Raw genomic sequence first — 24,106 nt, forward strand, 5'->3', positions numbered from 1 at the left:
CTGCGACCGCAAACTTATCGTGAGAGCGCCTTATGTCTGATTACGCCCGCATCGCCGATGCCATCCGTTTTATCGCAAGTCAGGTGGAGCGCCAACCCACTCTGGACGAGATAGCGGCGCACGTTCACTTAAGTCCCTTTCACTTCCAGCGGCTGTTCAGCCGCTGGGCCGGAGTGACGCCCAAACGCTATCTGCAGGTGCTGACCCTGGAGCGGGCCAAGGCGCTGCTGCAGGAGTCGCGCCCCCTGCTTGAGGTGGCAGATACCCTGGGCCTTAGCAGCGGCTCGCGGCTCTACGATCACTTCGTGCAGCTCGAAGCGGTAACGCCGGGCGAGTACAAGCAGCGCGGGGCCGGGCTGGTTATCGATCACGGGGTGCACGACACCCCCTTCGGTCAGGCGTTCGTCGCCCTGACCCCGCGGGGGGTGTGCAACTTCTCGTTTCTCGATGACAAGGCCCCAGAGGCGCCACTGGCCGACCTCGCCCGCAGCTGGCCTGCGGCAACGCTGCAAGAAGCACCATCACGCACTCAAGGGGTCATCAACACCATGTTCGATGGCAGCAAGGCGCCGGATCGCCCCATCTCGCTGCACGTGAGCGGCACCAACTTTCAGATCAGCGTCTGGCGGGCGCTGCTGCAGATCCCGCCCGCCAAGGTGGTGAGCTACGCCCAGGTGGCGAACGCCGTCGGCAACCCCAAAGCCGCCCGCGCCGTGGGGCTAGCGGTGGGCGCCAATCCCGTCGCCTTGATGATCCCCTGTCACCGGGTCATCCAGCAAAACGGCAAACTCGGCGGCTATCACTGGGGCGAGACCCGCAAACAGGCGATACACGCCTGGGAAGCGGCGAGGTATGAGTGAAGGTGGCCTTTTCTGCTCGCCTGATGGGGGAGAAACAGAACTGTTGGTGGTGAGTCAGCAAACAATCAGACAGCGCCAGACAGCGTACGGCGATATAAAGCAGGGAGATCAGAAGAATCGGGGCGCAGATCGCCCCTTTTGTTGCCTTGGCAAGACATGGTGCCTAGCCACCCCACCCCAGCGGATTTACGAAAAGACGTAGGGTGCAATAAGCTCAGCGCATTGCACCATTTGCCGAGCGGCTTTTGTGCAAGGTATGAGAAACAAAAGTAGAGGTGCAATTTCATTGCACCCTACAGCACTTGTAATTGTTATGTGGACACCTCGATTTGGCTACCAGCTATCCATTTTTGTGGAGGACAGGGCTCCGTTTTCACGTAATTATCGAATAGTTCATTTAATTGCTCATTGGTACCAAACTGTAAGCCTGCTTTTGCAGCATAACCTTTAGCCAAATAGTTAATATCTGAACGCCAATTAATGAAACTCAAATTTGACTCAGACTTATAGACAAGATCAGAGGGAAGTGTAGAAAACTGTGTTTTATCTACTATTAATACACATCCAGAGGCCCTACTTCCAAGTTTATGGGCTTTTGTTAGTGCTGTCCCCATAACAGGGATGGAGGTCATCAAACCCGCCCCCATAGGCAATATACCTCCTTTCGCATCACGCATCTCATTTGGGTAACAGCCGCTAATATCAGACATGCTCCCCGTTGATATTGCTGCTTTAGTTGCGAACCCATTAATTAACATGTGCCTCATTAAAGCTACTGCTATTGCGATAGCTCGACCGGCATCACTTTCTTCATAATCTGAAACTATGATAAACCCATCACCAAATTGATGTGAAAACAACCTATCACTTTCATTCGAAATGGGGGAGCCAGGAAAAACTCGAATACCTAGTTGAATAATGGAATGCATTAGCTCACTCAACCCCAAGATCGCCCTAGTTTGATTATCTTCACCAGACTCATATAAATTTGAAAAACCTTCAACATCAATATTTATTCCCCATCGCCTATCCGTCATCTAAAACCTCTTAATATTTAAGCTTTAACCATACAGGTAAAATTTCGAGCTTACACCACAACTTTTTATATTCTACAAAAATTCACTTATTAGTTGTTCTTTAAAAACCATTCACTATATTTTTGCATAACAACAAAGAACACATGTCGTGAATCTAGACCATCAATTGTATAATAGAGTTGGTCAAGCGAGTCAGTGCACGGGCTACCAACATGAAAGCCTCTAGAAGTAGTTAGCTCGTATGGTAAGCTTACAGATATATGTTTGCTTTTATTACACAATAACCTGACCAAGTTAAACTCACTTAACGTACCTATTTCTAGTAAGAAAACCTCTCCATCGCTGAGTTCTTTCCCTGCTTTTGATTTATCATAAACCTCTTTAGCACCGTTTCCAGCAATCCACTCTCTTAAGTGATTAAGAGAAAATACTATAAACAGAAAAAGCCTGCTATTAGGTTTTCTGTTGTACTCTGTAAGCGCACTTTGAATTTCTTCGAAAAGACTTCTTGGACTCTCTAGCTCGAACATAATGTAAACCTCATTGTCGCTAACAGTGAATCTGATGGAATGAATATGGTACTAATTCGATAAGATAGCAAAACACCCCTTAAAAGTCCGGCTGCTTTAATTGCCGAATAGCCTCCAGCTTGCTGCTATTTATCTATGGCATTACTTTGATTTTAAACAGTAATCCTCAAACTGTTGCTAAACGAAAATCATAGCAAGCTGGAGAGACAAGGAAATAGTGAGATGATAGTTTCCTGAGCAAGATCAACAAATTAATCAATAAGTACAAATACCGACCACACATCAGACGTAACTGGTAGTGGAAATAAGAAAGACGCCCTAAGGCGTCTTTCTTATTTTCAGGGTTTGAAGCAAACCGGCTAGGAGATTTCCCCCTCCCCGCCTTGCCCTACCACCCAATCAGATTGGGGTAATGGAGGTGATATGGGCATCCCCGTCCAGTGATTTGAAGATCTGTACCACGGCTTCGCCATGGATCGGTTTGGCAAGCGGCACAGTGCTCTTGCACTTGAAGCGGTAGTTGGTACCAGCCACCACTTGAGTGGAGACTTCAAAGGGTACGTACTGCACCCCGACAAATCCTTTCAGCGCCTGATCAAATACCGCCTGATCCTCGGCGGTCAGCTTGTAATATGCGGTCCATCCACCCACCAACACTGCTTGTTCTGACATATCAAACTCTCCGTGCTCTATGATCCCGACTCGTTTGGCCGTTCGGGCTGCGCCCCGTTGATTCAAGTGGTTTCCGGTCTCCACCGGGGTGTCATCACTGCCGGTTGGCACGATAACGATGGGCAAATTTACGCAGCTATCTGCAACTGGATCAGCCCTCCCCCCAGCCACAAGCCGCTGTTGACAGCGGGCTCAATTGGCATGAGAGAGCCTAGTGCGGGATGGCAAAAATGCCCCTGTCACATATGACAGGGGCAAGGTGGCGAAAAAGCTGCTCGAAAAAAGAAGATGTGTTGCGCAAACGATTGAGAAAAGAAAAGACGCCTCAAGGGCGTCTTTTTGCATTTTTATGCTCGAAGGGCAGAAGGGCGCGAGCCGCTTATTCCCATTCGATGGTTGCAGGCGGCTTGCCGGAGACGTCGTACACCACGCGGGAGATACCGTTGATCTCGTTGATGATGCGGTTCGATACGTGACCGAGGAAGTCGTACGGCAGATGTGCCCAGTGGGCGGTCATAAAGTCGATGGTCTCGACGGCGCGAAGCGCAATGACCCAGTCATATTTGCGACCATCGCCCATCACGCCAACGGAGCGCACCGGCAGGAAGACGGCGAACGCCTGGCTGACCTGGTTGTAGAGGTCGGCTTTGCGCAGCTCTTCGATAAAGACCGCATCGGCGCGGCGCAGAATATCGCAGTACTCTTTCTTCACTTCGCCAAGGACGCGCACGCCCAGACCCGGGCCCGGGAACGGGTGACGGTAGAGCATGTCGTAGGGCAGACCCAGCTCAAGACCAACGCGGCGCACTTCGTCTTTGAACAGCTCGCGCAGCGGCTCGACCAGACCCATCTTCATCTCTTCCGGCAGGCCGCCGACGTTGTGGTGAGACTTGATGACGTGGGCTTTGCCGGTCTTGCTGGCAGCGGATTCGATAACGTCCGGATAGATGGTGCCTTGCGCCAGCCACTTGGCGTTTTTCAGCTTTTTCGCTTCATCATCAAACACTTCAACGAAGACGCGGCCAATGATCTTGCGCTTGGCTTCCGGCTCGTCAACACCGGCCAGGGCAGAGAGGAAGCGATCTTCGGCTTCAACCTTGATGATGTTCAGACCAAAGTGGTCACCAAACATCTCCATCACCTGCTCGCCTTCATTCAGACGCAGCAGACCGTTGTCCACGAAGACGCAGGTCAGGCGATCGCCGATGGCGCGGTGTACCAGCATGGCGACCACGGAGGAGTCGACACCACCGGAGAGACCGAGGATCACTTCATCGTCCCCCACCTGCTCGCGGATGCGGGCGACGGCGTCGTCGATGATGGTGGCCGGGGTCCAGAGGCATTCGCAGCCGCAGATATCTTTGACGAAGTGCTCCAGCATGCGGGCACCCTGACGGGTGTGGGTTACTTCCGGGTGGAACTGCACGCCGTAGAAGCGCTTGGCCTCACACGCCATGGCTGCGTGCGGGCAGGTCGGGGTCTGGGCGATGGTGGTGAAGTCGGCCGGAATGGTGGTGACCTTGTCACCGTGGCTCATCCAGACATCCAGCAGGGCATTGCCGTTGTCGGCGATGGCATCTTCGATATTGCGCAAGAGGGCGCTGCTCTTGCCAGCTTCGCCCAGCACTTCCACCTTGGCGTAACCGAATTCACGCTCGGTGGAGGATTGCACCTTGCCACCCAGCTGCTCGGCCATGGTCTGCATGCCATAGCAGATGCCGAACACAGGGACACCGGCGTTGAACACATACTCGGGGGCGCGCGGGCTGCCCGCTTCGGTCACGGACTCGGGGCCGCCGGAGAGGATGATGCCGCTCGGATTGAATTCGCGGATCTGCTCTTCGGTTACGTCCCAGGCCCACAGTTCGCAGTAAACGCCGATTTCGCGCACGCGGCGGGCGATCAGCTGGGTGTACTGGGAACCGAAGTCGAGGATAAGGATACGGTGCTGGTGAATGTCTTTAGTCATTTTATTCCTGCATCAGGCTGATGTTGTCACAAAGGGCACGGGATAAAAAAAGGGTGGAAAAACGGGGCGCAGGGCCCCGTTTTATCAGCCCATCCGATAGTTGGGGGCTTCTTTGGTAATGGTCACATCGTGGACGTGGGACTCTTTCATCCCGGCGCCGGAGATGCGCACGAATTCAGCTTTGGTGCGCATGTCGTCGATGGTGGCGCTGCCGGTCAGGCCCATGGAGGAGCGCAGGCCGCCCATCTGCTGGTGGATGATCTCTTTGAGGCGACCCTTGTACGGCACGCGACCTTCGATGCCTTCCGGCACCAGCTTGTCGGCGGCGTTGTCGGTCTGGAAGTAGCGGTCACTGGAGCCTTTGGACATGGCGCCCAGAGAACCCATACCACGGTAGGATTTGAAGGAGCGACCCTGATAGAGCTCGATCTCGCCCGGCGCTTCTTCAGTACCGGCGAACATGGAACCTACCATGACGCAGCTGGCGCCCGCGGCAATGGCCTTGGCGATGTCGCCGGAGAAGCGGATACCGCCGTCGGCAATCACCGGAATACCGGTGCCTTCCAGCGCATCAACGGCGTCGGAGATGGCGGTGATCTGGGGCACGCCCACGCCGGTCACGATACGGGTAGTACAGATGGAGCCCGGGCCGATACCGACCTTGACGGCGTTGACACCGGCAGCAGCCAGCGCCTTGGCGCCCGCGGCGGTCGCCACGTTGCCACCGATAATCTGCAGATCCGGATAGGCGTCGCGAGTAGCCTTGATGCGATCCAGTACGCCCTGGGAGTGGCCGTGGGAGGAGTCGATCAGCAGCACGTCAACACCGGCTTCCACCAACGCAGCAACGCGCTCTTCGTTACCGGCACCGGCACCGACCGCAGCACCGACCCGCAGACGACCCTTGTCATCTTTACAGGCGTGCGGCTTGCGCTCGGCTTTCTGGAAATCTTTAACGGTGATCATGCCCTTGAGTTTGAAGTCGCCGTTCACCACCAGCACTTTTTCGATACGGTGCTTTTGCATCAGGGCAACCACCTCTTCACGAGGGGCCCCTTCACGCACGGTGACCAGACGATCTTTCTGGGTCATGATCTGTTCAACGGTCTGGGAGAGGTCAATCACGAAGCGCACGTCACGGCCGGTGATGATACCGACCAGCTGATTGCCGTCAGTCACCACAGGGTAACCGGCGAAGCCATTCTTGTGGCTCAGCTCCTTGATTTGGGCGATGGTCATGTCAGGACGTACGGTGACGGGGTCAGTGACCACGCCGCTCTCGTACTTCTTGACCTTGCGCACTTCGGCAGCCTGCTGCTCGATGGACATGTTCTTGTGGATAAAGCCGATACCGCCTTCCTGTGCCAGTGCGATAGCCAGACGGGCTTCGGTCACTGTGTCCATGGCAGCGGAAATCATCGGGATGTTCAAGCTGATGGCGGAGGTCAGCTTGGTACGCAGATCGGCAGTATTGGGAAGAACTTCGGAGTGGGCGGGAACCAACAGTACATCGTCGAAGGTTAACGCTTCTTTGGCAATCCTGAGCATGGCAATATCTCACCGTTGAGGAAGTGGGGGTGTAAAATATTGCCGACGAAGTTTACTCACGCATTGGTCACTGGTAAAGAAGTTTTTTGAATTTTTTATGGCATAGCCCTCTTTTAGGCGGCCAAAACGCCAAAAAACCAAGATTATCAGTACGAAAAGCGCTATTTCGGGGCAAAAGAGTTGGCTAACCGGTGATTTATGCAAAACCGGTAGGTGCCGACACAGCCCAACCCCCATGCAACGGGATGATCGACAGGGGCTCAGGGAGCAAGCGGCCTCTGACCACCCTCCCCTTGTCTTGTGTCCTTGTATTGTCTCTTGCCCTCGCGGCGACCACTCGTACCGGTATCATTCTCTTCTCAATCTCCTTTGCTCGGTCTGGATAATAAATTTCGCCCGCTGCCAAAATATATTTTCTGGCACAACAAGGGTTGTCTCTCTTTATTATTTTCTCCCCACCATCCGCAGCAAGGTATTATCTTTATCCAGCAGATGATGTTTCAACGCCCCGACAATGTGCACCAACAAAAATGCCAGCATGACATATGGCAAATATATATGAGCTGTGTGAGCAATATCCCGAACGGATTCACTGAATGGAATCACATTGGCAGGATCATGGATATCTGGATTCATCGGGATAATAGACCAGCCAAATATCGCTACACCTCGGCCAGCCGCTGCGGAATAACAGAGACCGGACACCGGAATAAGCAGCGTTGAAATCAGCAAGCCCCAGTGGATCGCCCTGGCTGCCAATGCCTCGTAAACAGGATATTGACGCACAGGCTCAGGCCACCCTCTAACAAGGCGGAGAATGGCGCGGGGCAAGATCAAGATCAGTGCAATCACCCCCAGAGATTTATGCAGGGCATAGAGATCCCATATTTCAAATTTCACCATCAGATAACCGACAAGGGTCAGGCCAATCATCAGCAAGGCAACCGACCAGTGCAGCAAACGGGTCGTCAAAGTTAAGTGGGTTGAGGGATTCATAAGCTACTCCAAACAGGGGGCGAGTAAACGTTGGTCAAGATGGTGGCGCCGTGAACATCAGCAGCACCTGAGAGATCAACGGCATCTAGGCAAGCCGCAACGCGGCCAGATGCAGGCAAGCGCGAGGACTTTTATCGGGAGCCATATTGCCTGCCCGGATAAACGGCAGCGTTTCCAATCTTGCTTTTCTGCTGCTGGCGCCTCCTGCTTAACGCCCTCTCCCTGTTTCGGGTTAAGATAGCGGCCATTGTTTTATCCCGGCCCCACCGGAGCAGACCACAGGTACGCCATTGAACCGATTTCCCCCATCCAGTGCGGCAAGCGGCCGCGAGCAGCAGGTCTTTACCGTCACCCGCCTCAACAGCGCCGTGCGCATGCTCCTGGAGCAGGATCTCGGGCTGGTGTGGCTGACCGGCGAGCTCTCCAATCTGGCGATGCCAAGCTCTGGCCACTGGTACTTCTCCCTTAAGGACATGTCGGCGCAGGTGCGCTGCGCCATGTTCAAGGGCAACAACCGGCGGGTGGCCTTCCGCCCGCAGGATGGCATGCAGGTGCTGGTGCAGGCGCGGGTCTCCCTCTATGAGCCGCGCGGCGACTACCAGCTGATCATCGAGTCGATGCAGCCGGCGGGCGACGGCGTATTGGCCCTGCGTTTTGAAGAGCTCAAGCGCCGCCTCGGCGCCGAGGGGCTGTTTGACGAAGGCCGCAAGCGGCCGCTGCCCCGTGAACCGCGGGCGGTGGGCCTTATCACCTCCGCCACCGGAGCCGCCCTGCACGATATGCTGACGGTGCTTAAACGGCGCGCGCCGGATCTGCCGCTCTTTATCTACCCGACTCAGGTACAGGGGAGCGCCGCCATCAGCCAGATCGTCGCGGCGATCGCCAAAGCGAACCAGCGCGCCGAGGTGGATGTGCTGATCGTCGGCCGTGGCGGCGGCTCACTTGAAGATCTCTGGTGCTTTAACGAAGAGGCGGTGGCGCGCGCCATTGCCCACTCAGCCATACCTGTGGTGAGCGCAGTGGGCCACGAGGTGGATGTCACCATCAGCGACTTTGCCGCCGACTTGCGCGCCCCTACCCCGTCGGCAGCCGCCGAGCTGGTGGCGCCGGACAATCAGGCCCGCATCCAGCGCCTCGCCCACCTCAAACAGCGACTGCTGCAGGCGATGAGCCGCCAGCAGACCACCGCCCGCCACGATTTCATCCTGCTGCAAAAACGGCTCGACCATCAGGACCCGAAACGGCGGCTGGAGCAGCAATCCCAGCGGCTCGACGAACTCTCCAGCCGTTTGCAGCAACTGCTGCGCCAGCGGCTGCATCAGGGTGAGCGGCGCCTCACCAACCTTGAACTGCGCCTGCATGGCAAGAGCCCGGAGCGCTTGCTGGCCGCTGGCAAGCGCCGCCATCAGCTGGCCGAGGAGCGACTCCATGCCCTGATTGCCAAGCGGCAAGACCTTGCTAGTCACCGCCTCGCCATGCTCACCGCACGCCTCGACGGGGTGAGCCCGCTCGCTACTCTCGGTCGCGGCTACTCCATCACCCGCACTGCGCGTGGCGACGTCATCAGCCGTGCCGATCAGGTCAACAGTGGCGATCAGCTCATTACCACTCTGGCGCAAGGGAGCCTGCAGGTACGGGTCGAGCAAGTTATCAAAGACTCAGCGCAGTAGATCGGCTGCATCAAACCACCAGCCAATCTGCTATTCAGCCCGGCAATCAGCCAAAAACAAAGGCCACCACCGCAAACACGGTGCTGGCCTTTTTGGTCTCGGGTGCTTGCGACCTCACCCCTTGGCGCGGCGGGCGACCAGGGTGAACTTGTAATCATCGCTCTTGAAGAAGTTGCGACTGAACTCGAACACGGTGCCATCTTGCAAGAAGCCACGGGAGACCTTCTCGATAATGGGCTTGGCCGGGTCGATACCGAGCGCCTCCACTACCTGAGCCGAGGGGAGCACCGGAATGATCTCCTGCTCGCTGCGGTCGATCACCAGCTGCTTCACCTCTTCGATGTAGTGGTACTTCGAGCCCTGCATCACCGCGTAGCTGAGATCGGGGAAGAGAGCGAGCGGCATCCAGGTCTCCTCCAGCGTTACCGCGATCTGGCGAATAAAGCGCACCCGCTTGACGTAGTAGACCAGCGCCCCTTCCAGCAGATTGAGCCGCTCGGCCAGCTCGCGGCTCGCCTTGATCACCTCGAAGGCAAGAATGTCGCTGTGAGTCTCGGCCGCCGGATCAGTCACCTTCTCGTAGAGACTGGTGAGCTGATAGATGTCGTAGTTCACCTTCTCCTGCCGCACGTAGCTGCCGCTGCCCTGAATGCTCTCGATGACGTTGAGTTCGGTCAGCTGCTTGAGGGCCTGACGTACCGTCACCCGGCTCACCCCGAACTGCTCGCGCAACTCGGCTTCGGTGGGCAGGGCATCGCCGGGGGCCAGCTCCCCTTGCGCAATCCACTGCTGGATGGTGTCGGCTATCTGGCGATACATGGGTTTTTTCGACACGAAAGGCCACCTCGTCGGCTCTGCGCCATGATAAATGGAAGAGGCGCCATTCTACCCCAGTTGCCCGGCAGACAAAACGGCTCGCTCCATTTGACCTAACAAATCACCTTGGCAAGACAATACAAAAACAATACAAATAATGAATTGTATGATACCACTCACAAAAATCAGTCGGCCGGTTTGTTAGCATCGCTGTCACTTTCACCATGACGGCTTGCTGGCAAGCCAACCTGACAGAGGATCATCATGAATCTGACCAGTCTTACCGGCCCCCATCTCATCACGCTGCAAACCCGGTTTGCCGATCGGGATGCGGCCATTCATGCCCTGGCTGATCGGCTCGATCAGGCCGGCAAGCTGCACGACAAGGCCGCCTTTCTGGCCGCGGTCATGGCCCGCGAGGCACAGGGCCCCACCGCCCTTGGCGAAGGGCTGGCGGTGCCCCACGGCAAGTGCGATGCGGTGCGCGAAGCGGCCTTTGCCGTCGCAACCTTAAGCGAGGAGCTGGGCTGGGAGGGGATCGACGGCCCCGAGCCGGTCAACCTGATCTTCATGCTGGCGATCCCGACCGATCAGGCGGGCTCGACCCATATGCAGCTGCTCACCACCCTCACTACAGCCTTGGTGGATGACGATACCCGCGAGGCAGTGCTGGCGGCCCAGAGTGCCGAGCAGCTGATGGCGCTGCTCGATGGTGAAGGGGATAGCGGCAAGCAACCAGCAAAAGAAGACAACTTAGATACAAATCAACCCACAGTGGTCTGTGTCACCGCCTGTCCGGCGGGGATCGCCCACACCTATATGGCTGCCGAGTATCTGGAAAAGGCGGGGCGCAAGCTGGGCATTCGGGTACTGGTCGAGAAGCAGGGTGCCAACGGCATCGAGGATCGCCTGCCGCAAGAGGCGCTCGATGCTGCAGTAGCCTGCATCTTCGCCGCCGAGGTGGCCATCAAGGAGCAGGAGCGTTTCGCCGGTATCCCCCGGATCGAGACGCCGGTGGCCGAGCCCATCCGCCATGCCGAGCGGATCCTGAATGACGCGCTGGAAGCGGCCAAGGCCGGTCGCACCGCCCCGACGCCCAACACCAGCCAGAGCGACGCGCCAACCGGCAAGAAGGTGAGCCTCAAGACCGAGCTCAAGCAGGCGCTGCTGAGCGGCATCTCCTTTGCCGTGCCGCTGATCGTGGCGGGCGGTACCGTGCTCGCCGTCTCTGTGCTGCTGGCCCAGATCTTCGGCCTGCAACATCTGTTTGATACCGAGAACTCCTGGCTCTGGATGTACCGCAAGCTGGGCGGTGGCATGCTGGGCACTCTGATGGTACCGGTGCTGGCGGCCTATACCGCCTATTCGCTGGCGGACAAACCGGCGCTGGGCCCGGGCTTTGCGGCGGGACTGGCCGCCAACATGATTGGCTCCGGCTTCCTCGGCGGCGTGGTCGGTGGTCTTATCGCCGGTTACCTGATGCGCTGGGTCAAGCAGCATGTGCGCCTTAGCCCCAACTTCAAAGGCTTTCTCACCTTTTACCTCTATCCGGTGATCGGCACTCTGGTGGCAGGCAGCCTGATGCTGTTTGTCATCGGCCAGCCGGTAGCCTGGCTCAACAACAGCCTCACCGAGTGGCTCAACGGTCTCTCCGGCACTAATGCGCTGGTACTGGGCGCCCTGCTCGGCTTTATGTGCTCGTTTGACCTGGGTGGCCCGGTCAACAAGGCGGCCTACGCTTTCTGCCTCGGCGCCATGGCCAACGGGGTCTACGGCCCCTACGCCATCTTCGGCGCGGTCAAGATGGTCTCGGCCTTTACCGTCACCTTCTCCACCATGCTGGCGCCACGCCTGTTCCAGACCTTCGAGATCGAGACCGGCAAGTCCACCTGGCTGCTGGGGCTGGCGGGGATCACCGAGGGCGCCATTCCGATGGCCATCGAAGATCCAATCCGGGTGATCGGCTCCTTCCTCGCAGGCTCGGTGGTCACCGGCGCCATGGTGGGAGCCATGGGGATTGGTCTCTCCACCCCGGGAGCCGGCATCTTCTCCCTCTTCCTGCTCCACGATGGCGGCCATGGCGCCCTGATGGCTGCCGCCGTCTGGCTCGGTGCGGCACTGGTGGGCACCCTTATCTCCACTGTGGTGCTGATCGGCTGGCGCCGTCACGCCATGCAGCGCGGCACCTATCAGGTGGTCGCCGCAGAGTAAGGCGCATCTTCACCACCGCTTTTTCAACAGACTATTTTTCCGCACGGCAGGCAAAGGCCGCCGTGCGTCAGCAAAGGATCATTGTCATGACAGTTTCACGAGTTCACATCACCCCGCACATGCACTGGGATCGGGAGTGGTACTTCACCACCGAGGAGTCCCGCATCCTGCTGGTCAACAACATGGCGGAGATCCTGGCGCGTCTTGAATCCGACCCCGACTACAAGTTCTACGTGCTGGACGGCCAGACCGCGGTGCTGGAGGATTACTTCGCCATCCAGCCCGAGAACAAGGCCCGGGTGAAGGCGCTGGTGGAAGCGGGCAAGCTCATCATCGGCCCCTGGTACACCCAGACCGACACCATGCAGGTGAGCGGCGAGTCCATCCTGCGCAACCTGCTCTACGGGATGCGCGATTGCCTGAGCCTTGGCGAGCCGATGAAGATCGGTTACCTGCCCGACTCGTTCGGCATGTCCTCCCAACTGCCCCACATCTTCAACGGCTTCGGGATCGATCGGGCCATGTTTTGGCGCGGCTGCTCCGAGCGCCACGGCACTGACAAGACCGAGTTCCTCTGGCAGAGCAACGATGGCAGCGAGGTGACCGCCCAGGTACTGCCGCTCGGCTACGCCATCGGCAAGTACCTGCCGGAAGATGAAGCGGGCCTGCGCAAGCGGCTCGAATCCTACTTCGAGGTGCTGGAGAAGGCCTCGGTGACCAAGGATATCCTGCTGCCCAACGGCCACGACCAGATGCCGCTGCAACAGAACATCTTCGCCATTATCGACAAGCTGCGCGAGATCTACCCCCAGCGTGAATTCCACATGAGCCGCTTCGAGCAGGTCTTCGAGCGCATTGAGGCGTGCCGCGACCAGCTGGCCACCCTCAAGGGGGAGTTCAACGACGGCAAATACATGCGGGTACACCGCACCATCTCCTCCACCCGGATGGACATCAAGCTGGCCCACGCCGCCATCGAGAACAAGATCGTCAACATCCTCGAACCGCTGGCAAGCATCGCCTGGGCACTCGGCTTCGAGTACCACCACGGGCTGCTTGAGAAGATGTGGAAGGAGATCATGAAGAACCACGCCCATGACAGCATCGGCTGCTGCTGCAGCGACAAGGTGCATCAGGAGGTGATGACCCGCTTCATTCTGGCCGATGACATGGCCGAGAACCTGATCCGCTTCTACATGCGCAAGATTGTCGACAACATGCCGGTGGCGCTCTGCGAAGACGGCGTGCAGGTGGCCGACAAACTCTGCCTCTTCAACCTGATGCCCTTCCCCCGTCAGGAGGTGATCAACACCAGCATCCGCATTCGTGCCCAATCCTTTGCCCTGCGCGATGAAGCAGGCCAGCCGGTCCCCTACTTCATCCGCGCCAGACGCGAGATTGATCCGGGTCTGGTAGACCGACAGATCGTTCACTACGGCAACTACGACCCCTTTATGGAGTACGACATCCAGATCTGCCATCCGCTGCCGGCCATGGGCTACTGCACTCTCCATATCGAGGGCAACCAGCCGGGACTGGAGCAACCGGTGACGGCCAGCGGCGAGCTGCTGGAGAACGATTTTTACCGCATCGCCCTCAATGACAACGGCACCCTGCAGATCCTGGACAAGCTGCGCGGCACCACCTTCGATCAGGTGCTCACGCTGGAAGAGGGCTCCGATGATGGCGACGAATATGACTACTCACCATCGCGGGACGAGTGGCTGCGTTACTCCACCGAGTTTGCGGTGACCCGTGAGGTCACCCATGAAGCGTGGCAGAGCATCGCCACCCTCAAACTGCGTATGGCCTTGCCGGCCAACCTCGCCGAGCGGGCCAACCGCCAGTGCAGCGGCCACCTTGATGTCACCTGCCGCATCACGCTGGCGCACCAGAGCCCGCGTATCGATATCGAGCTGGAGCTCGACAATCAGGCCTATGACCACCGGGTGCGGGTGCTGATCCCCACCCCCTTCCCGAGCGACACCGTAGTCTCCGACAACCAGTTTGGCTGCATCACCCGCCCCACCCGCGACAGCGCCATGGCGAACTGGGAAGCGGAGGGGTGGAAAGAGGCCCCCATTCCGGTCTGGCAGCTGATGAACTTCGTCGCCCTGCAAGATGGCAAGCAGGGGCTGGCGGTGCTGAGTGACGGTCTGCGCGAGTTTGAGGTGATCGGCGAGCAGTGCGACACCCTGGCACTCACCCTGCTGCGCGGGGTCGGCGTACTCGGTAAAGAGGAGCTGCTGCTGCGCCCGGGTCGCCCCTCCGGCATCAAGCTGCCCACCCCGGACTCCCAGGTGCGTGGCAAACTCAGCTGCCGTTTCAGCCTGCTGGCGTTTGCTGGCGATCACATCAGCGCCAACGTGATGCAGGCGGCGCGCAGCTACCTCACCCCGGTGCGCTGCTACAACAAGATCCCGTTCGATGCCATGAAGCTCAACAAGGCAAGCTTCACCACCCCGCTCCACTTCAGCCTGCTCACCATGGACCCCTCCGGTCCGGTGCTGAGCGCCCTGAAAAAGGCAGAGGATGAAGAGGCGCTGGTGATCCGGGTCTACAACCCGAGCGAGCAGGCGGTACTGGAGGGTGGCAAAGTGAGCTGCGAACACGCCCTGAAGGACTGGCAAGCGGTGCGGATGGATGAGCAACCCCTGCCCCTTGAACTGGCCGCTGGCGAGTTTGGGGAGCTGGCGCCGTGCCACTCACGCAGCGTGCGCTTTCGGGTGGCTCGCGGCTAACCGCCGGTAACACCCACAGCTAGCAACAGGCGGGGAAGAGTCATCCCCGCCTGTTTATCCCTTCAAGCTGGCCTCCCCCGCTTGATAAAGACATAAAAAAATCCCCGCCAATTGGCGGGGATTTTTTATTGGGTTCTGCTTCATCCCGCGAGCGGGAGAGCGCGCTTAGCTGGCCTTGCGCAGGATCTGCTCAAGGTAGTCAGAGAAGCGGTGACCGTGATGCTCCAGCAGTTTCGGGAACATGGAGATGGAGGTCATGCCAGGGAAGGTGTTGATTTCATTCAGCAGGATCTCCCCCTCCTCGGTCAGGAAGAAGTCGATGCGCGAGAGATGGGTCAGTTTCAGCTGACGGAACGCCTTGAGGGCATACTCGTGGATCGCATCGGCCTGCGCCTGGGTCAACCCCTCGGCACGCAGTGCAGTCTCGGTATGGCTGGCACTGCTGTACTTCTCTTCATAGGTGTAGAACTTGTCCTGCGGCACGCAGATCTCGCCCGGATAGGTGGCCACCAGCTCGTCACCGTACTGGTAAACCGCCACTTCCAGCTCGCGCGGCTTGACCGCCTTCTCAATCAGTACCTGCTCGGAGTAACCGAAGGCATCGGCAATGCCCTTTACCAGATCCGCTTCGTTGCTGGCGGAGTAGCAGCCAACGGAAGAGCCCTGGGAGGCCGCCTTGATAAAGACCTTGCCCCACTTGGCCAGCGCGGCCTTCGCCTCGGCCAGCGCAGCGTCATTTTGCTCGGTCAGGAACAGATAGGGGGTGTTTGGAATGCCGATGGCGGAGAGCCACAGCTTGGTGCTGATCTTGTTGAAGCAGATCTTGCTCGCCTCGGCATCGCAACCGAGATAAGGCAATCCGGCCAGCTCGAGAAAGGATTGCAGATCGCCGGTCTCACCCGGGTAACCGTGGATGCAGGGCACCACGTAATCCACCGGACGGGCCACGCTGTCAAACGAAAGCAGCTTGTCGAGCCCCAGCTTGCACTCGCGGCCATCGGCACTGAGCCAGCGATCGGCGAACATCTCGACGCGGGTCACTTCGACACCGGGCAGAAGGCCCAGTTGTTGCTCGAGGAAATTGGCGCTGCGCAGAGAAACCTCGTGCTCTGAGCCACCGCCGCCGCACAGCAGCAAGACATGCATGTTCTTCATTAGATGTGATCCCTTGGGAAAAGCGGCCTCGTCATGACCATTTGATAAGCCAACCACCATAAAAACCGGACGAAGCCAGATACGAACATAAGTGCGCGCCAGTGTAGCAAGGGAGATCAACCCTTGTCAGCTGATGGGAGACCCATGACCCCACTTCTTGCAGTGAAAAGTCTCCCCTGTGTCAAAATCGGGACACATTGCACCTCAGCGCGGGGGATCGACCCTTCCCATGCCGTTGCCATTGACCCGAAACCAGCCGGCAATGCTGTAGCGCTCGCGATTGGCAGGCAGCACCTCGTGGGGAAACTCCTCGGAGAGAAACATGACCAGCCGCCCCCCCTTGGGGCTGACATCCATCAGAAACTGCTCCTTGTCGTCATACATGCGCAGCACTCCACCCGCTTCGGGCAGCCAGTCGTTGTTGAGGTAAAACACGGTGGTAAGACGGCGGTTGGAGCGACCGGCAAAGGCATCCCGATGGGTGGCGTAAAAATCCCCGCTGCGATAGCGGGCGAAGTGGGCCTCATAGTCGAACAATCCCAGCATCAGCATCCGGTTGGCGGCAAGACGCAGGGACTCCATCCGGGCGAGGTAGTCAGCCACCGGCGCACCGAGGGAGGGCTCAAGCCAGTGGATCTGGTCACGGCGAATGTCGGGATTGCCCTGATGCAGGGCGTCACGGCCGATCCCGGCAGGTTGCCATTCGCTTGGCAAACAGGCTTTGAGGGCATCCACCTCGGCGGCGGTCAAAAAATCATCCACTATCACCCATCCCCGGGTGTAAATGGCATCCATGGCAGCTTGATAGTCCAAGATTGGCTCACAATGAGTGGAAAGAGGGCGCTTTGTAGCGACTTACCGGCAAAGTCACAAACCGGTTTGCTTCTCTTGAGAAGTCCCAACATCAATACGCGAGTTGCTGCTCGCCTCCCCGCTTTTTATCGCCAGTTGTGATCCCGCTCCGCCAACAGGCGTATTGGCTGTCGAAACTGTGATGGCCCTTGCAATCGGTACGAAGAGGCGCCGCGGCCTCCTTGCGGTACCAAGAGCCAACCGATACCGTATCCGCATCGCCATGTTGCTGTTCATCCGGCGCTTGTCTCTGTCACCGACCGAACCACTCACGGCACAACCCGCGCATCACCCACGAAAGGATCTTCTCATGCCTCTGCCCGATCTCACTTTGCAACGACTGGATGGTACCCCCTACCCGCTGACTCAACTGGCGGGCAAGGTAGTGCTGGTGGTCAATGTGGCCAGTCGCTGCGGTTTTACTCCCCAATATGAAGGGCTGGAAACGCTCTATCGGGAGCTAGGCCACAAGGGGCTGGTGATTTTAGGCTTCCCCTGCAACCAGTTCGGTCAGCAGGAGCCGGGGGATGCGGACGAGATCGCCCGCTTCTGCTCCCTCGACTATCCGGTCACCTTCCCGATCATGGCCAAGTGCGATGTCAACGGTGAGCATGCCCACCCCTTCTACCAGTGGCTCAAGCAACAGAAACCGGGCTTTCTGGGGCTGGAAAACGTCAAATGGAACTTCACCAAGTTCCTGATCGACCGCGATGGCAATGTGGTAGAGCGCTTTGCCCCCCAGGCCAAACCGGAGAGCCTGGCCGAGCAGATCCGCGAGATGCTCTGATGCTCCCGCACCGTTTTACGCCACTGCGTTGAACGATTGTATGGCGGCCGGTGCGACAGCTACTGCGCAGCGGCCGCTCTTTTGCTATATTACGGCCCCACTATCTTTTCCATATCGTGGCTGGCCCCAACACGCTGGCTGCCCGTTGAGCCAAAGGCTCATCTCAGGAGTTTCTCTCGAACATGTCATTCAACGAACTGGGTCTGTCTCCGCATATTCTGCGGGCCGTCAAGGAGCTGGGTTACGAACAGCCAACCCCCATCCAGCAGCAAGCGATTCCGGCCATTCTGGCCGGTCAGGATGTGCTCGGCGGCGCTCAGACAGGCACAGGCAAAACGGCCGGTTTCACCCTGCCGATGTTGCAGCGTCTGCTGGCCAACCATGGTCGTGACCGTCGTCAGGTGCGCGCACTGGTACTGACCCCGACCCGCGAACTGGCGGCACAGGTGGGCGAGAGCATCATCAAGTATGCCCACCACCTGCCATTCAAGACTCTGATCGCCTATGGCGGTGTCAGCATCAAGCCCAATCTGGACGCCATCAAGCTGGGGGTGGACATTCTGGTCGCCACCCCGGGCCGTCTGCTGGATCTGCTGACCCAGGGCGCCCTGACCCTGAGCCAGCTGGAAGTGCTGGTGCTGGATGAAGCGGATCGCATGCTCGACATGGGCTTTATCGTCGACATCCGCCGCATCATGAAGGCGCTGCCTGCAGAGCGGCAAACCCTGCTCTTCTCTGCCACCTTCTCAAACGACATCAAGGCGCTGGCCGATGACCTGCTGAACGACCCCACACTGATCGAGGTTGACCCCAGCAATACTGCTGCCGAGCAGGTGACCCAGCGCATCATTCAGGTGGATCGGGAACGCCGCCGCGAGCTGCTCTCCCACATGATTGGCCGTGGCAACTGGCAACGGGTGCTGGTGTTTGTTCGCACCAAGCAGATCGCCGACCGCCTCGCCCAGCAGATGCAAAAAGATGGTCTCAATACCGTGGCGATCCACGGTGACAAGAGCCAAGGTGCCCGCAACCGAGCGCTGGCCGATTTTCGCAGTGGCGAGGTGCGGGTGCTGGTAGCGACCGATATCGCCGCCCGCGGTCTCGATATCGATCAACTGCCCTACGTGATCAACTTTGAACTGCCCCAGATGGCGGAGGATTACATCCACCGTATCGGCCGTACCGGCCGCGCCGGTCGTGGCGGCGAGGCCATCTCGCTGGTCAGCCAGGACGAGCTGGGTCAGCTCAAGGCTATCGAAGCCCTGATCGGCCAATCCCTGACCGTGGAGATCCTGGAAGGGTATGAGCCAAGCGGCAAGCCAAGTCGCCAGACTCTGCCTGGCAGCAAGCCGGTGCAGAACCCGCCTCGGGCTCGCGGCCATGCCAACGCCAAGAGCAGCAATGCCAAGGGCAAGCCAGCCGCGGGCAAGGGCAAAGCCAAAGGTAACGCCAGCAAAAATCCCGCCCAATCTCCTCAAAACAAGTCCCGCAAGCGGGAAGTAGTGGGTGAGGATATCGGCTTTGCACCGATGCGCCGCTTGCCCAAAGCAATGCGCGACAGCTATCAGGAGAGCAGCGACGAGTAAGCTCGCGCGACGCTAACTGCCAAGCCAAAAGAGGGAGCCTGCAAGGCTCCCTCTTTCGTTATGGATCGCTCGGAGCCATGCAAGTGCTCCGTGCAAATGCTCCGCTCGGGCTCAAACCAGCGAATGGCGCACCGCAGCGGTACCATGGCTGGGCGGCGCAGAACCATCGAGCGGATTGAGCTGCAAGAACTCGAACAAGCCAGCCTGCATATTGACGTTCCAGAAGCGTCCGGCGAGGGTGAGTTGCAACCGTGCACTCCCGATCTCGGCCAGCCCGTGCTGCTGCCAGGCGGCAAAAAGCGGCATCAGATGGGTCAGCAAAGGCGTTGGCAGACGATCCAGCTCCAGCACGCCACTATCGAGGGCGCCACGCAGCAGACCGTCCACCCTGGCATTGGGATTGCGCCCCATCACCATCCCGGGCGCCCGCTTGCCACTGGCCAGCGCGTCGTGCCAAGGGGTCAGATCACGTCCATACATCAAGCCATGCCCAAGAATGTTGCCTCCTGCACCGGCGCCAAAGGGGAGGATCTCCGCACCGCGCTTGGCCATCTGGTTATAACGACTCTGCTCGGCCGGACTGCGCCGCCAGTGACTGCAAGAGAGGCGCTCCCAGCCGTGGGCTTCCAGTTGCGCCCCGCCATAGGCATACATGGCCGCCCGCTGCTGGCCATCGGCGAGCCAATCCAGGGTGCCCTTCTCCTGCGCCCGCTCCAGATTGGTGCCCTGCATGGCGATGAGCTGGTAGAGATCGACCCCGTGTACACCGCTCGCCATCACATCGCGGATATCCTGCTGCCACACGGCATCATCCTGACCGGGCAGACCAAAGATGAGATCCGCCACGATCACAGCCGCATCATCCCGGGTCAGCTCACCCAGACGGGTCAGCAAGGTTTCCCTGTCATCGAAACGGGCCGCCTGCTGACGCACCCGGGTATCAAAGCTTTGCACCCCGAATGAGAAGCGGTTGAAGCCCCCCGCCAGCGCAACCTGCCATTTCTCATCATCAAAGCCGTTGAGACGCCCCTCCAGCGTCACCTCGGCATCGGCCGCCAACGGGAAACTGCGGATCACGGCGGCCAGCATGGCAAGCTCGTCGGCGCTCATGTCGGTCGGCGTACCGCCCCCCACATAGACGGCTGAAAATGGCATGCTCTGCGCCAGCGAGGTGTCAGCCGCCTGCGCAAGGGAGGCGCACAAGGCGTTGACATAGCGGTTGATCCGCGCCGGATTGGCGCCATTTTCAAAGAAATTGCAGAAGCTGCAGCGCTTTCGGCAAAACGGAATGTGGATGTAGAGGGCGCGCTCCTCAGCTTCACTCTCTCGCTGCCACCAGCTCTGCCAGCCAGCCTCATCCAGCGGGAAGGGGCGCATCCCTCCCCGACTGGCGTGAGCCGAGGTCTTGGCGCTAAAAGCAAACTTGAGGGGATCCGGCGTGGCAATACCGGTCATGGAAGGGGTCAGATTCATGATGGTCACTATTATCAGCAAATAATGACAATGATAACGATTATCGTTACTGGCAATTTGTTCTGGATCAACCCGAGGAGCAGCCCCCCTCCCGAAAGGCATTTTGGCAACCTGCATTACCGATCGGCTTAACAGATTATTTACTCAAGAGTGGTTATCGTGTGCCGATAGAGAACCATCTCCCGCCGTTTCTTCGTCTACGATCAAGATGATACGGGATCACATAACAACACCAAGCGCATGGAACTTGCCCAAAATGCATAACCTCTCCTTGAACTGGAAAATATTCCTCCCTCTTGCGCTGGTCATCAGCACCACCTTTGGCCTCTGCTTCGAACTCTCCGCCTGGCTGCAACGGGATCTCGCCATCCGGCTGGCAGAGGAGAAGGTTGAGAGCATGGCCAACACCTATATGGATCAGGTGAACGTACTGATGATGACAGGTGGCATGGCCAACCGGCAGATAGTACAGACCAAACTCAAGAGTGAAGCGGGCATCGTTGAGGCCCGTCTGGTACGCGCGCCAGCCGTCAGCAACCTGTTTGGCCCGGGTCATCCGGATCAGAAAGCGCAGGATCCCCTCGATGAGCGAGCCATCAATCAGGGCGAAGCCATTCTGGAGCAGCAGGGCAACCGGCTCACCCTGATCAAACCGTTCAAAGCCTACAAGGAGTATCGCGGTACCCAGTGCCTCACCTGTCATCAGGTCAATGAGGGGACCGTGATGGGGGCAGTGCGGATCAGTTATGACCTCAGCCACACCTTCGGCGAGATCCGCCACAACAACCTGATCCTGAGCGGCAGCCTAGCCGCCGTCTTCAGCCTCGGCTTCGGCTTGCTCTGGTGGGTATTGCAACGCTACGTGAAACACCCTCTGCGCCAGCTGCAACTCACCATGATCCGGATGGCCAAAGAGCGCGACCTCGCCCTCCCCCTGGTCAATCACAGCCGGGATGAACTGGGCCAGATGACCCGCGCCGTCAATGACATGGTGCAGGGATTCCGCCACAGCCTGCAGGAGGTGGAAGGGGCAACCCACCAGCTCTATCAGGAGTCGAACCAGATCCGTCAGGTGGCGACCCAGACCGAAAACTCGGCCCGCCAGCAAGAGGGGATGACCACCCAGGTTGCCGCCGCCGTCAGCGAACTGGCCGCCAGCTCTCATGAAGTACGCGAACATGCCCGCCACAGCGCCGAGCTCTCCGCCCTCACCAATCAGGATGCCGCTGACACCAGTCGCCTCGCCCAGCACTCCATCACCGATATGGGCGAGATGTCGGCAGAGATCGATCGGGTGGATCAGGTGATCCAGCAACTCGACAGCCGCTGCCTTGCGGTTGACGGCGTACTCGAGGTGATCAAGGGTATTGCCGATCAGACCAACCTGCTGGCCCTCAACGCTGCGATTGAAGCGGCCCGGGCAGGCGAACAAGGCCGTGGCTTTGCGGTGGTGGCCGATGAAGTGCGGGCCCTCTCCAATCGCAGCCGCGCCGCCAGTGAAGAGATCTCTCAGATGATCGCCGCCCTGCAAAATGAGGCCCAGAGCGCAGTTACGGTGATCGGGGATGCAAAAAGCAAAGCCGATGAGAGCATCAGCAAGACCGAAGCGACCCTGGCAGCCATGCAGAACATCATCGAGCGCATCGCCCGCATCAACGACCTCAACGCCCAGATGGCCCAGTCGGCCGAAGAGCAGGATAGGGTCTGCCATGAGGTAGACAGCTCGGTGAGCGATATTCGCAACACTTCCAACGACACCCTGGGTCAGGCGCACGCCGCCAACCTCGCCAGCATCCAGCTGGTGGAGCAGTGTCAGAAACTGGAGGCTCTGCTGAAAACCTACCGTTGGTAATCCACTTCACCAACGACAAAGCGCGACCCGAGGGTCGCGCTTTTGCTTTATGGATTCGATTTGGCCGAACGGCAGCGTTGCTGTTCCAGCGGCGCGTTGACGATTAACAGCGCCGCCAGGATAGCTTTAACGGGCGTTACGGGTTGCAACGGCATCCGCCAGGTTGCGCAGCAACACTTCGGTATCAGCCCAACCGATGCAGGCATCGGTGATGCTCTGGCCGACGGTGAGTTCACACCCTTCCACCAGATCCTGACGGCCTTCCACCAGATGGCTCTCCACCATCACACCAAACACCGCCTTGCTACCGGCACGCAGTTGGCCGGCCACATCCTCGGCCACCACCATCTGGTTCTTGAACTGCTTGCTGCTGTTGGCATGACTAAAGTCGATCATCACCTTCTGCGGCAGACCGGCCTTCTCCAGCCCCTTCACAACTTCGCTGACATGGGCGGCGCTGTAGTTCGGCTCACGACCACCACGCAGAATGATGTGACAGTCCGGGTTGCCGCGGGTCGCCACGATGGCGGAGTGACCGTATTTGGTAACCGAAAGGAAGTGGTGCGGCGCACTGGCAGCGCCAATGGCATCGATGGCAACCTTGATGGTGCCGTCAGTGCCGTTCTTGAAGCCCACCGGACAGGAGAGACCGGAGGCCAGCTCGCGGTGTACCTGGGATTCGGTAGTACGGGCACCGATCGCGCCCCAGCTCATCAGATCCGCCACATATTGCGGGGTGATCATGTCGAGGAACTCGGAGGCAGTCGGCAGCCCCATGTCGTTGAGATCCAGCAACAGCTTGCGACCAATGCGCAGACCGTCGTTGATCTTGCAGCTATTGTCGAGGTACGGATCGTTGATCAGCCCCTTCCAGCCCACTGTGGTGCGCGGTTTTTCGAAGTAGACCCGCATCACGATCTCCAGCTGACCTTTCAGCTCGTCGCGCAACGCCTTGAGGCGCTTGCCGTACTCCAGCGCGGCAACCGGATCATGGATGGAGCAAGGACCAATCACCACCAGCAGACGATCATCTTCGCCGGCCAGGATATTGTGAATGGCCTGACGGGATTCAAAAACGGTGGACGAGGCCACCTCGGTAGCCGGAAACTTCTCAAGCACCGCAACCGGGGGTAATAACTCTTTGATTTCACTGATACGAACGTCGTCGGTTTGATGCTGCATGACAAGGCTTCCTGCTAGATGACTGCGATTAGGAAATCTCAACATAGCCCGCGACAGCGCATGTGTAAATAGGAAATTACAGCAATAACAAAACTATTTTATATGGCAATCTTGCAAGTTATTGAAATAATGCTAGGCGAAATGGAAGTGCGGATAAGGAAGGCAAAAA

At 58.5% G+C, this 24,106-nt stretch carries 18 protein-coding genes; 7 read left to right on the forward strand and 11 right to left on the reverse strand.

The window, feature by feature from the left end:
* The first annotated feature begins 32 nt into the window (after positions 1-32).
* Positions 33-860 (forward strand): bifunctional transcriptional activator/DNA repair enzyme AdaA, encoded by an 828-nt coding sequence (locus tag I6L46_RS07815; protein WP_199415521.1) that lies wholly within the window; start codon positions 33-35, stop codon positions 858-860.
* 311 nt (positions 861-1,171) lie between these two features.
* Here I6L46_RS07815 and I6L46_RS07820 read toward each other — a convergent pair whose 3' ends face one another.
* The 6 genes from I6L46_RS07820 to I6L46_RS07845 form a co-directional block, all read right to left on the reverse strand.
* The gene (locus I6L46_RS07820; RefSeq protein ID WP_216977815.1) at positions 1,172-1,897 is read right to left on the reverse strand and encodes a hypothetical protein; all 726 of its coding nucleotides are present in this window, start codon (positions 1,895-1,897) and stop codon (positions 1,172-1,174) included.
* A gap of 89 nt (positions 1,898-1,986) precedes the next feature.
* The gene (locus I6L46_RS07825) at positions 1,987-2,427 is read right to left on the reverse strand and encodes a hypothetical protein (RefSeq protein ID WP_216977816.1); all 441 of its coding nucleotides are present in this window, start codon (positions 2,425-2,427) and stop codon (positions 1,987-1,989) included.
* A gap of 399 nt (positions 2,428-2,826) precedes the next feature.
* Positions 2,827-3,099: a hypothetical protein gene (locus I6L46_RS07830; RefSeq protein ID WP_216977817.1), complete on the reverse strand. Its 273-nt coding sequence runs from the start codon at positions 3,097-3,099 to the stop codon at positions 2,827-2,829.
* Positions 3,100-3,478: 379 nt separating this feature from the next.
* Positions 3,479-5,068: a glutamine-hydrolyzing GMP synthase gene (gene guaA, locus I6L46_RS07835; RefSeq protein WP_129504193.1), complete on the reverse strand. Its 1,590-nt coding sequence runs from the start codon at positions 5,066-5,068 to the stop codon at positions 3,479-3,481.
* Between the two features lie 84 nt (positions 5,069-5,152).
* The gene (guaB, locus tag I6L46_RS07840) at positions 5,153-6,616 is read right to left on the reverse strand and encodes an IMP dehydrogenase (protein WP_005345006.1); all 1,464 of its coding nucleotides are present in this window, start codon (positions 6,614-6,616) and stop codon (positions 5,153-5,155) included.
* A 444-nt stretch (positions 6,617-7,060) separates the two neighbouring features.
* Entirely contained in the window at positions 7,061-7,612 is a 552-nt protein-coding gene (locus I6L46_RS07845; protein WP_216977818.1) for a cytochrome b, read from the reverse strand.
* Between the two features lie 290 nt (positions 7,613-7,902).
* On the opposite strand from I6L46_RS07845, the gene xseA reads away from it, so the two are divergent.
* Positions 7,903-9,282, forward strand: coding sequence for an exodeoxyribonuclease VII large subunit (gene xseA / locus I6L46_RS07850; protein WP_216977819.1), 1,380 nt, complete (start codon positions 7,903-7,905; stop codon positions 9,280-9,282).
* Between the two features lie 114 nt (positions 9,283-9,396).
* Here the strand turns inward: xseA and I6L46_RS07855 are convergent, their stop codons facing one another.
* Complete coding sequence (locus I6L46_RS07855) at positions 9,397-10,116, reverse strand: GntR family transcriptional regulator (protein WP_069553902.1); 720 nt, start codon at positions 10,114-10,116, stop codon at positions 9,397-9,399.
* A gap of 246 nt (positions 10,117-10,362) precedes the next feature.
* Here I6L46_RS07855 and mngA point away from each other — a divergent pair, with 246 nt between their 5' ends.
* A complete protein-coding gene (gene mngA, locus I6L46_RS07860) occupies positions 10,363-12,309 on the forward strand; it encodes a PTS 2-O-a-mannosyl-D-glycerate transporter subunit IIABC (protein WP_216977820.1) in 1,947 nt (648 codons plus the stop codon).
* An 86-nt stretch (positions 12,310-12,395) separates the two neighbouring features.
* Positions 12,396-15,050, forward strand: coding sequence for a mannosylglycerate hydrolase (mngB, locus tag I6L46_RS07865; RefSeq protein WP_216977821.1), 2,655 nt, complete (start codon positions 12,396-12,398; stop codon positions 15,048-15,050).
* A gap of 165 nt (positions 15,051-15,215) precedes the next feature.
* Here the strand turns inward: mngB and I6L46_RS07870 are convergent, their stop codons facing one another.
* Positions 15,216-16,205, reverse strand: a complete 990-nt coding sequence (locus tag I6L46_RS07870) for a D-alanine--D-alanine ligase (RefSeq protein ID WP_216977822.1) — start codon at positions 16,203-16,205, stop codon at positions 15,216-15,218.
* A gap of 204 nt (positions 16,206-16,409) precedes the next feature.
* The gene (locus tag I6L46_RS07875; RefSeq protein WP_005360026.1) at positions 16,410-17,018 is read right to left on the reverse strand and encodes a 2OG-Fe(II) oxygenase; all 609 of its coding nucleotides are present in this window, start codon (positions 17,016-17,018) and stop codon (positions 16,410-16,412) included.
* A gap of 349 nt (positions 17,019-17,367) precedes the next feature.
* On the opposite strand from I6L46_RS07875, the gene I6L46_RS07880 reads away from it, so the two are divergent.
* Positions 17,368-17,844, forward strand: coding sequence for a glutathione peroxidase (locus I6L46_RS07880; protein ID WP_216977823.1), 477 nt, complete (start codon positions 17,368-17,370; stop codon positions 17,842-17,844).
* Positions 17,845-18,026: 182 nt separating this feature from the next.
* A complete protein-coding gene (locus I6L46_RS07885) occupies positions 18,027-19,430 on the forward strand; it encodes a DEAD/DEAH box helicase (RefSeq protein ID WP_216977824.1) in 1,404 nt (467 codons plus the stop codon).
* A gap of 111 nt (positions 19,431-19,541) precedes the next feature.
* Here the strand turns inward: I6L46_RS07885 and hutW are convergent, their stop codons facing one another.
* Entirely contained in the window at positions 19,542-20,903 is a 1,362-nt protein-coding gene (hutW, locus tag I6L46_RS07890) for a heme anaerobic degradation radical SAM methyltransferase ChuW/HutW (RefSeq protein ID WP_216977825.1), read from the reverse strand.
* Between the two features lie 256 nt (positions 20,904-21,159).
* Between hutW and I6L46_RS07895 the strand changes: the two genes are divergently transcribed.
* On the forward strand, positions 21,160-22,755 hold the full coding sequence (locus I6L46_RS07895) for a methyl-accepting chemotaxis protein (RefSeq protein WP_005360022.1): 1,596 nt from the start codon (positions 21,160-21,162) through the stop codon (positions 22,753-22,755).
* 126 nt (positions 22,756-22,881) lie between these two features.
* On the opposite strand, the gene aroG is transcribed toward I6L46_RS07895, so the two are convergent.
* Positions 22,882-23,937: a 3-deoxy-7-phosphoheptulonate synthase AroG gene (aroG, locus tag I6L46_RS07900; RefSeq protein WP_005351268.1), complete on the reverse strand. Its 1,056-nt coding sequence runs from the start codon at positions 23,935-23,937 to the stop codon at positions 22,882-22,884.
* Positions 23,938-24,106 lie beyond the last annotated feature (169 nt).

The organism is Aeromonas sp. FDAARGOS 1416 (assembly GCF_019048085.1).
Taxonomy (GTDB): domain Bacteria; phylum Pseudomonadota; class Gammaproteobacteria; order Enterobacterales; family Aeromonadaceae; genus Aeromonas; species Aeromonas veronii.

Bases quoted from the DNA above. Each gene is read 5' to 3' on its own strand.
- I6L46_RS07815 (WP_199415521.1), top strand. From the start codon at position 33: ATGTCTGATTACGCCCGCATCGCCGATGCCATCCGTTTTATCGCAAGT.
- I6L46_RS07820 (WP_216977815.1), bottom strand. From the start codon at position 1,897: ATGACGGATAGGCGATGGGGAATAAATATTGATGTTGAAGGTTTTTCA.
- I6L46_RS07825 (WP_216977816.1), bottom strand. From the start codon at position 2,427: ATGTTCGAGCTAGAGAGTCCAAGAAGTCTTTTCGAAGAAATTCAAAGT.
- I6L46_RS07830 (WP_216977817.1), bottom strand. From the start codon at position 3,099: ATGTCAGAACAAGCAGTGTTGGTGGGTGGATGGACCGCATATTACAAG.
- guaA (WP_129504193.1), bottom strand. From the start codon at position 5,068: ATGACTAAAGACATTCACCAGCACCGTATCCTTATCCTCGACTTCGGT.
- guaB (WP_005345006.1), bottom strand. From the start codon at position 6,616: ATGCTCAGGATTGCCAAAGAAGCGTTAACCTTCGACGATGTACTGTTG.
- I6L46_RS07845 (WP_216977818.1), bottom strand. From the start codon at position 7,612: ATGAATCCCTCAACCCACTTAACTTTGACGACCCGTTTGCTGCACTGG.
- mngA (WP_216977820.1), top strand. From the start codon at position 10,363: ATGAATCTGACCAGTCTTACCGGCCCCCATCTCATCACGCTGCAAACC.
- mngB (WP_216977821.1), top strand. From the start codon at position 12,396: ATGACAGTTTCACGAGTTCACATCACCCCGCACATGCACTGGGATCGG.
- I6L46_RS07870 (WP_216977822.1), bottom strand. From the start codon at position 16,205: ATGAAGAACATGCATGTCTTGCTGCTGTGCGGCGGCGGTGGCTCAGAG.
- I6L46_RS07880 (WP_216977823.1), top strand. From the start codon at position 17,368: ATGCCTCTGCCCGATCTCACTTTGCAACGACTGGATGGTACCCCCTAC.
- I6L46_RS07885 (WP_216977824.1), top strand. From the start codon at position 18,027: ATGTCATTCAACGAACTGGGTCTGTCTCCGCATATTCTGCGGGCCGTC.
- hutW (WP_216977825.1), bottom strand. From the start codon at position 20,903: ATGAATCTGACCCCTTCCATGACCGGTATTGCCACGCCGGATCCCCTC.
- I6L46_RS07895 (WP_005360022.1), top strand. From the start codon at position 21,160: ATGCATAACCTCTCCTTGAACTGGAAAATATTCCTCCCTCTTGCGCTG.
- aroG (WP_005351268.1), bottom strand. From the start codon at position 23,937: ATGCAGCATCAAACCGACGACGTTCGTATCAGTGAAATCAAAGAGTTA.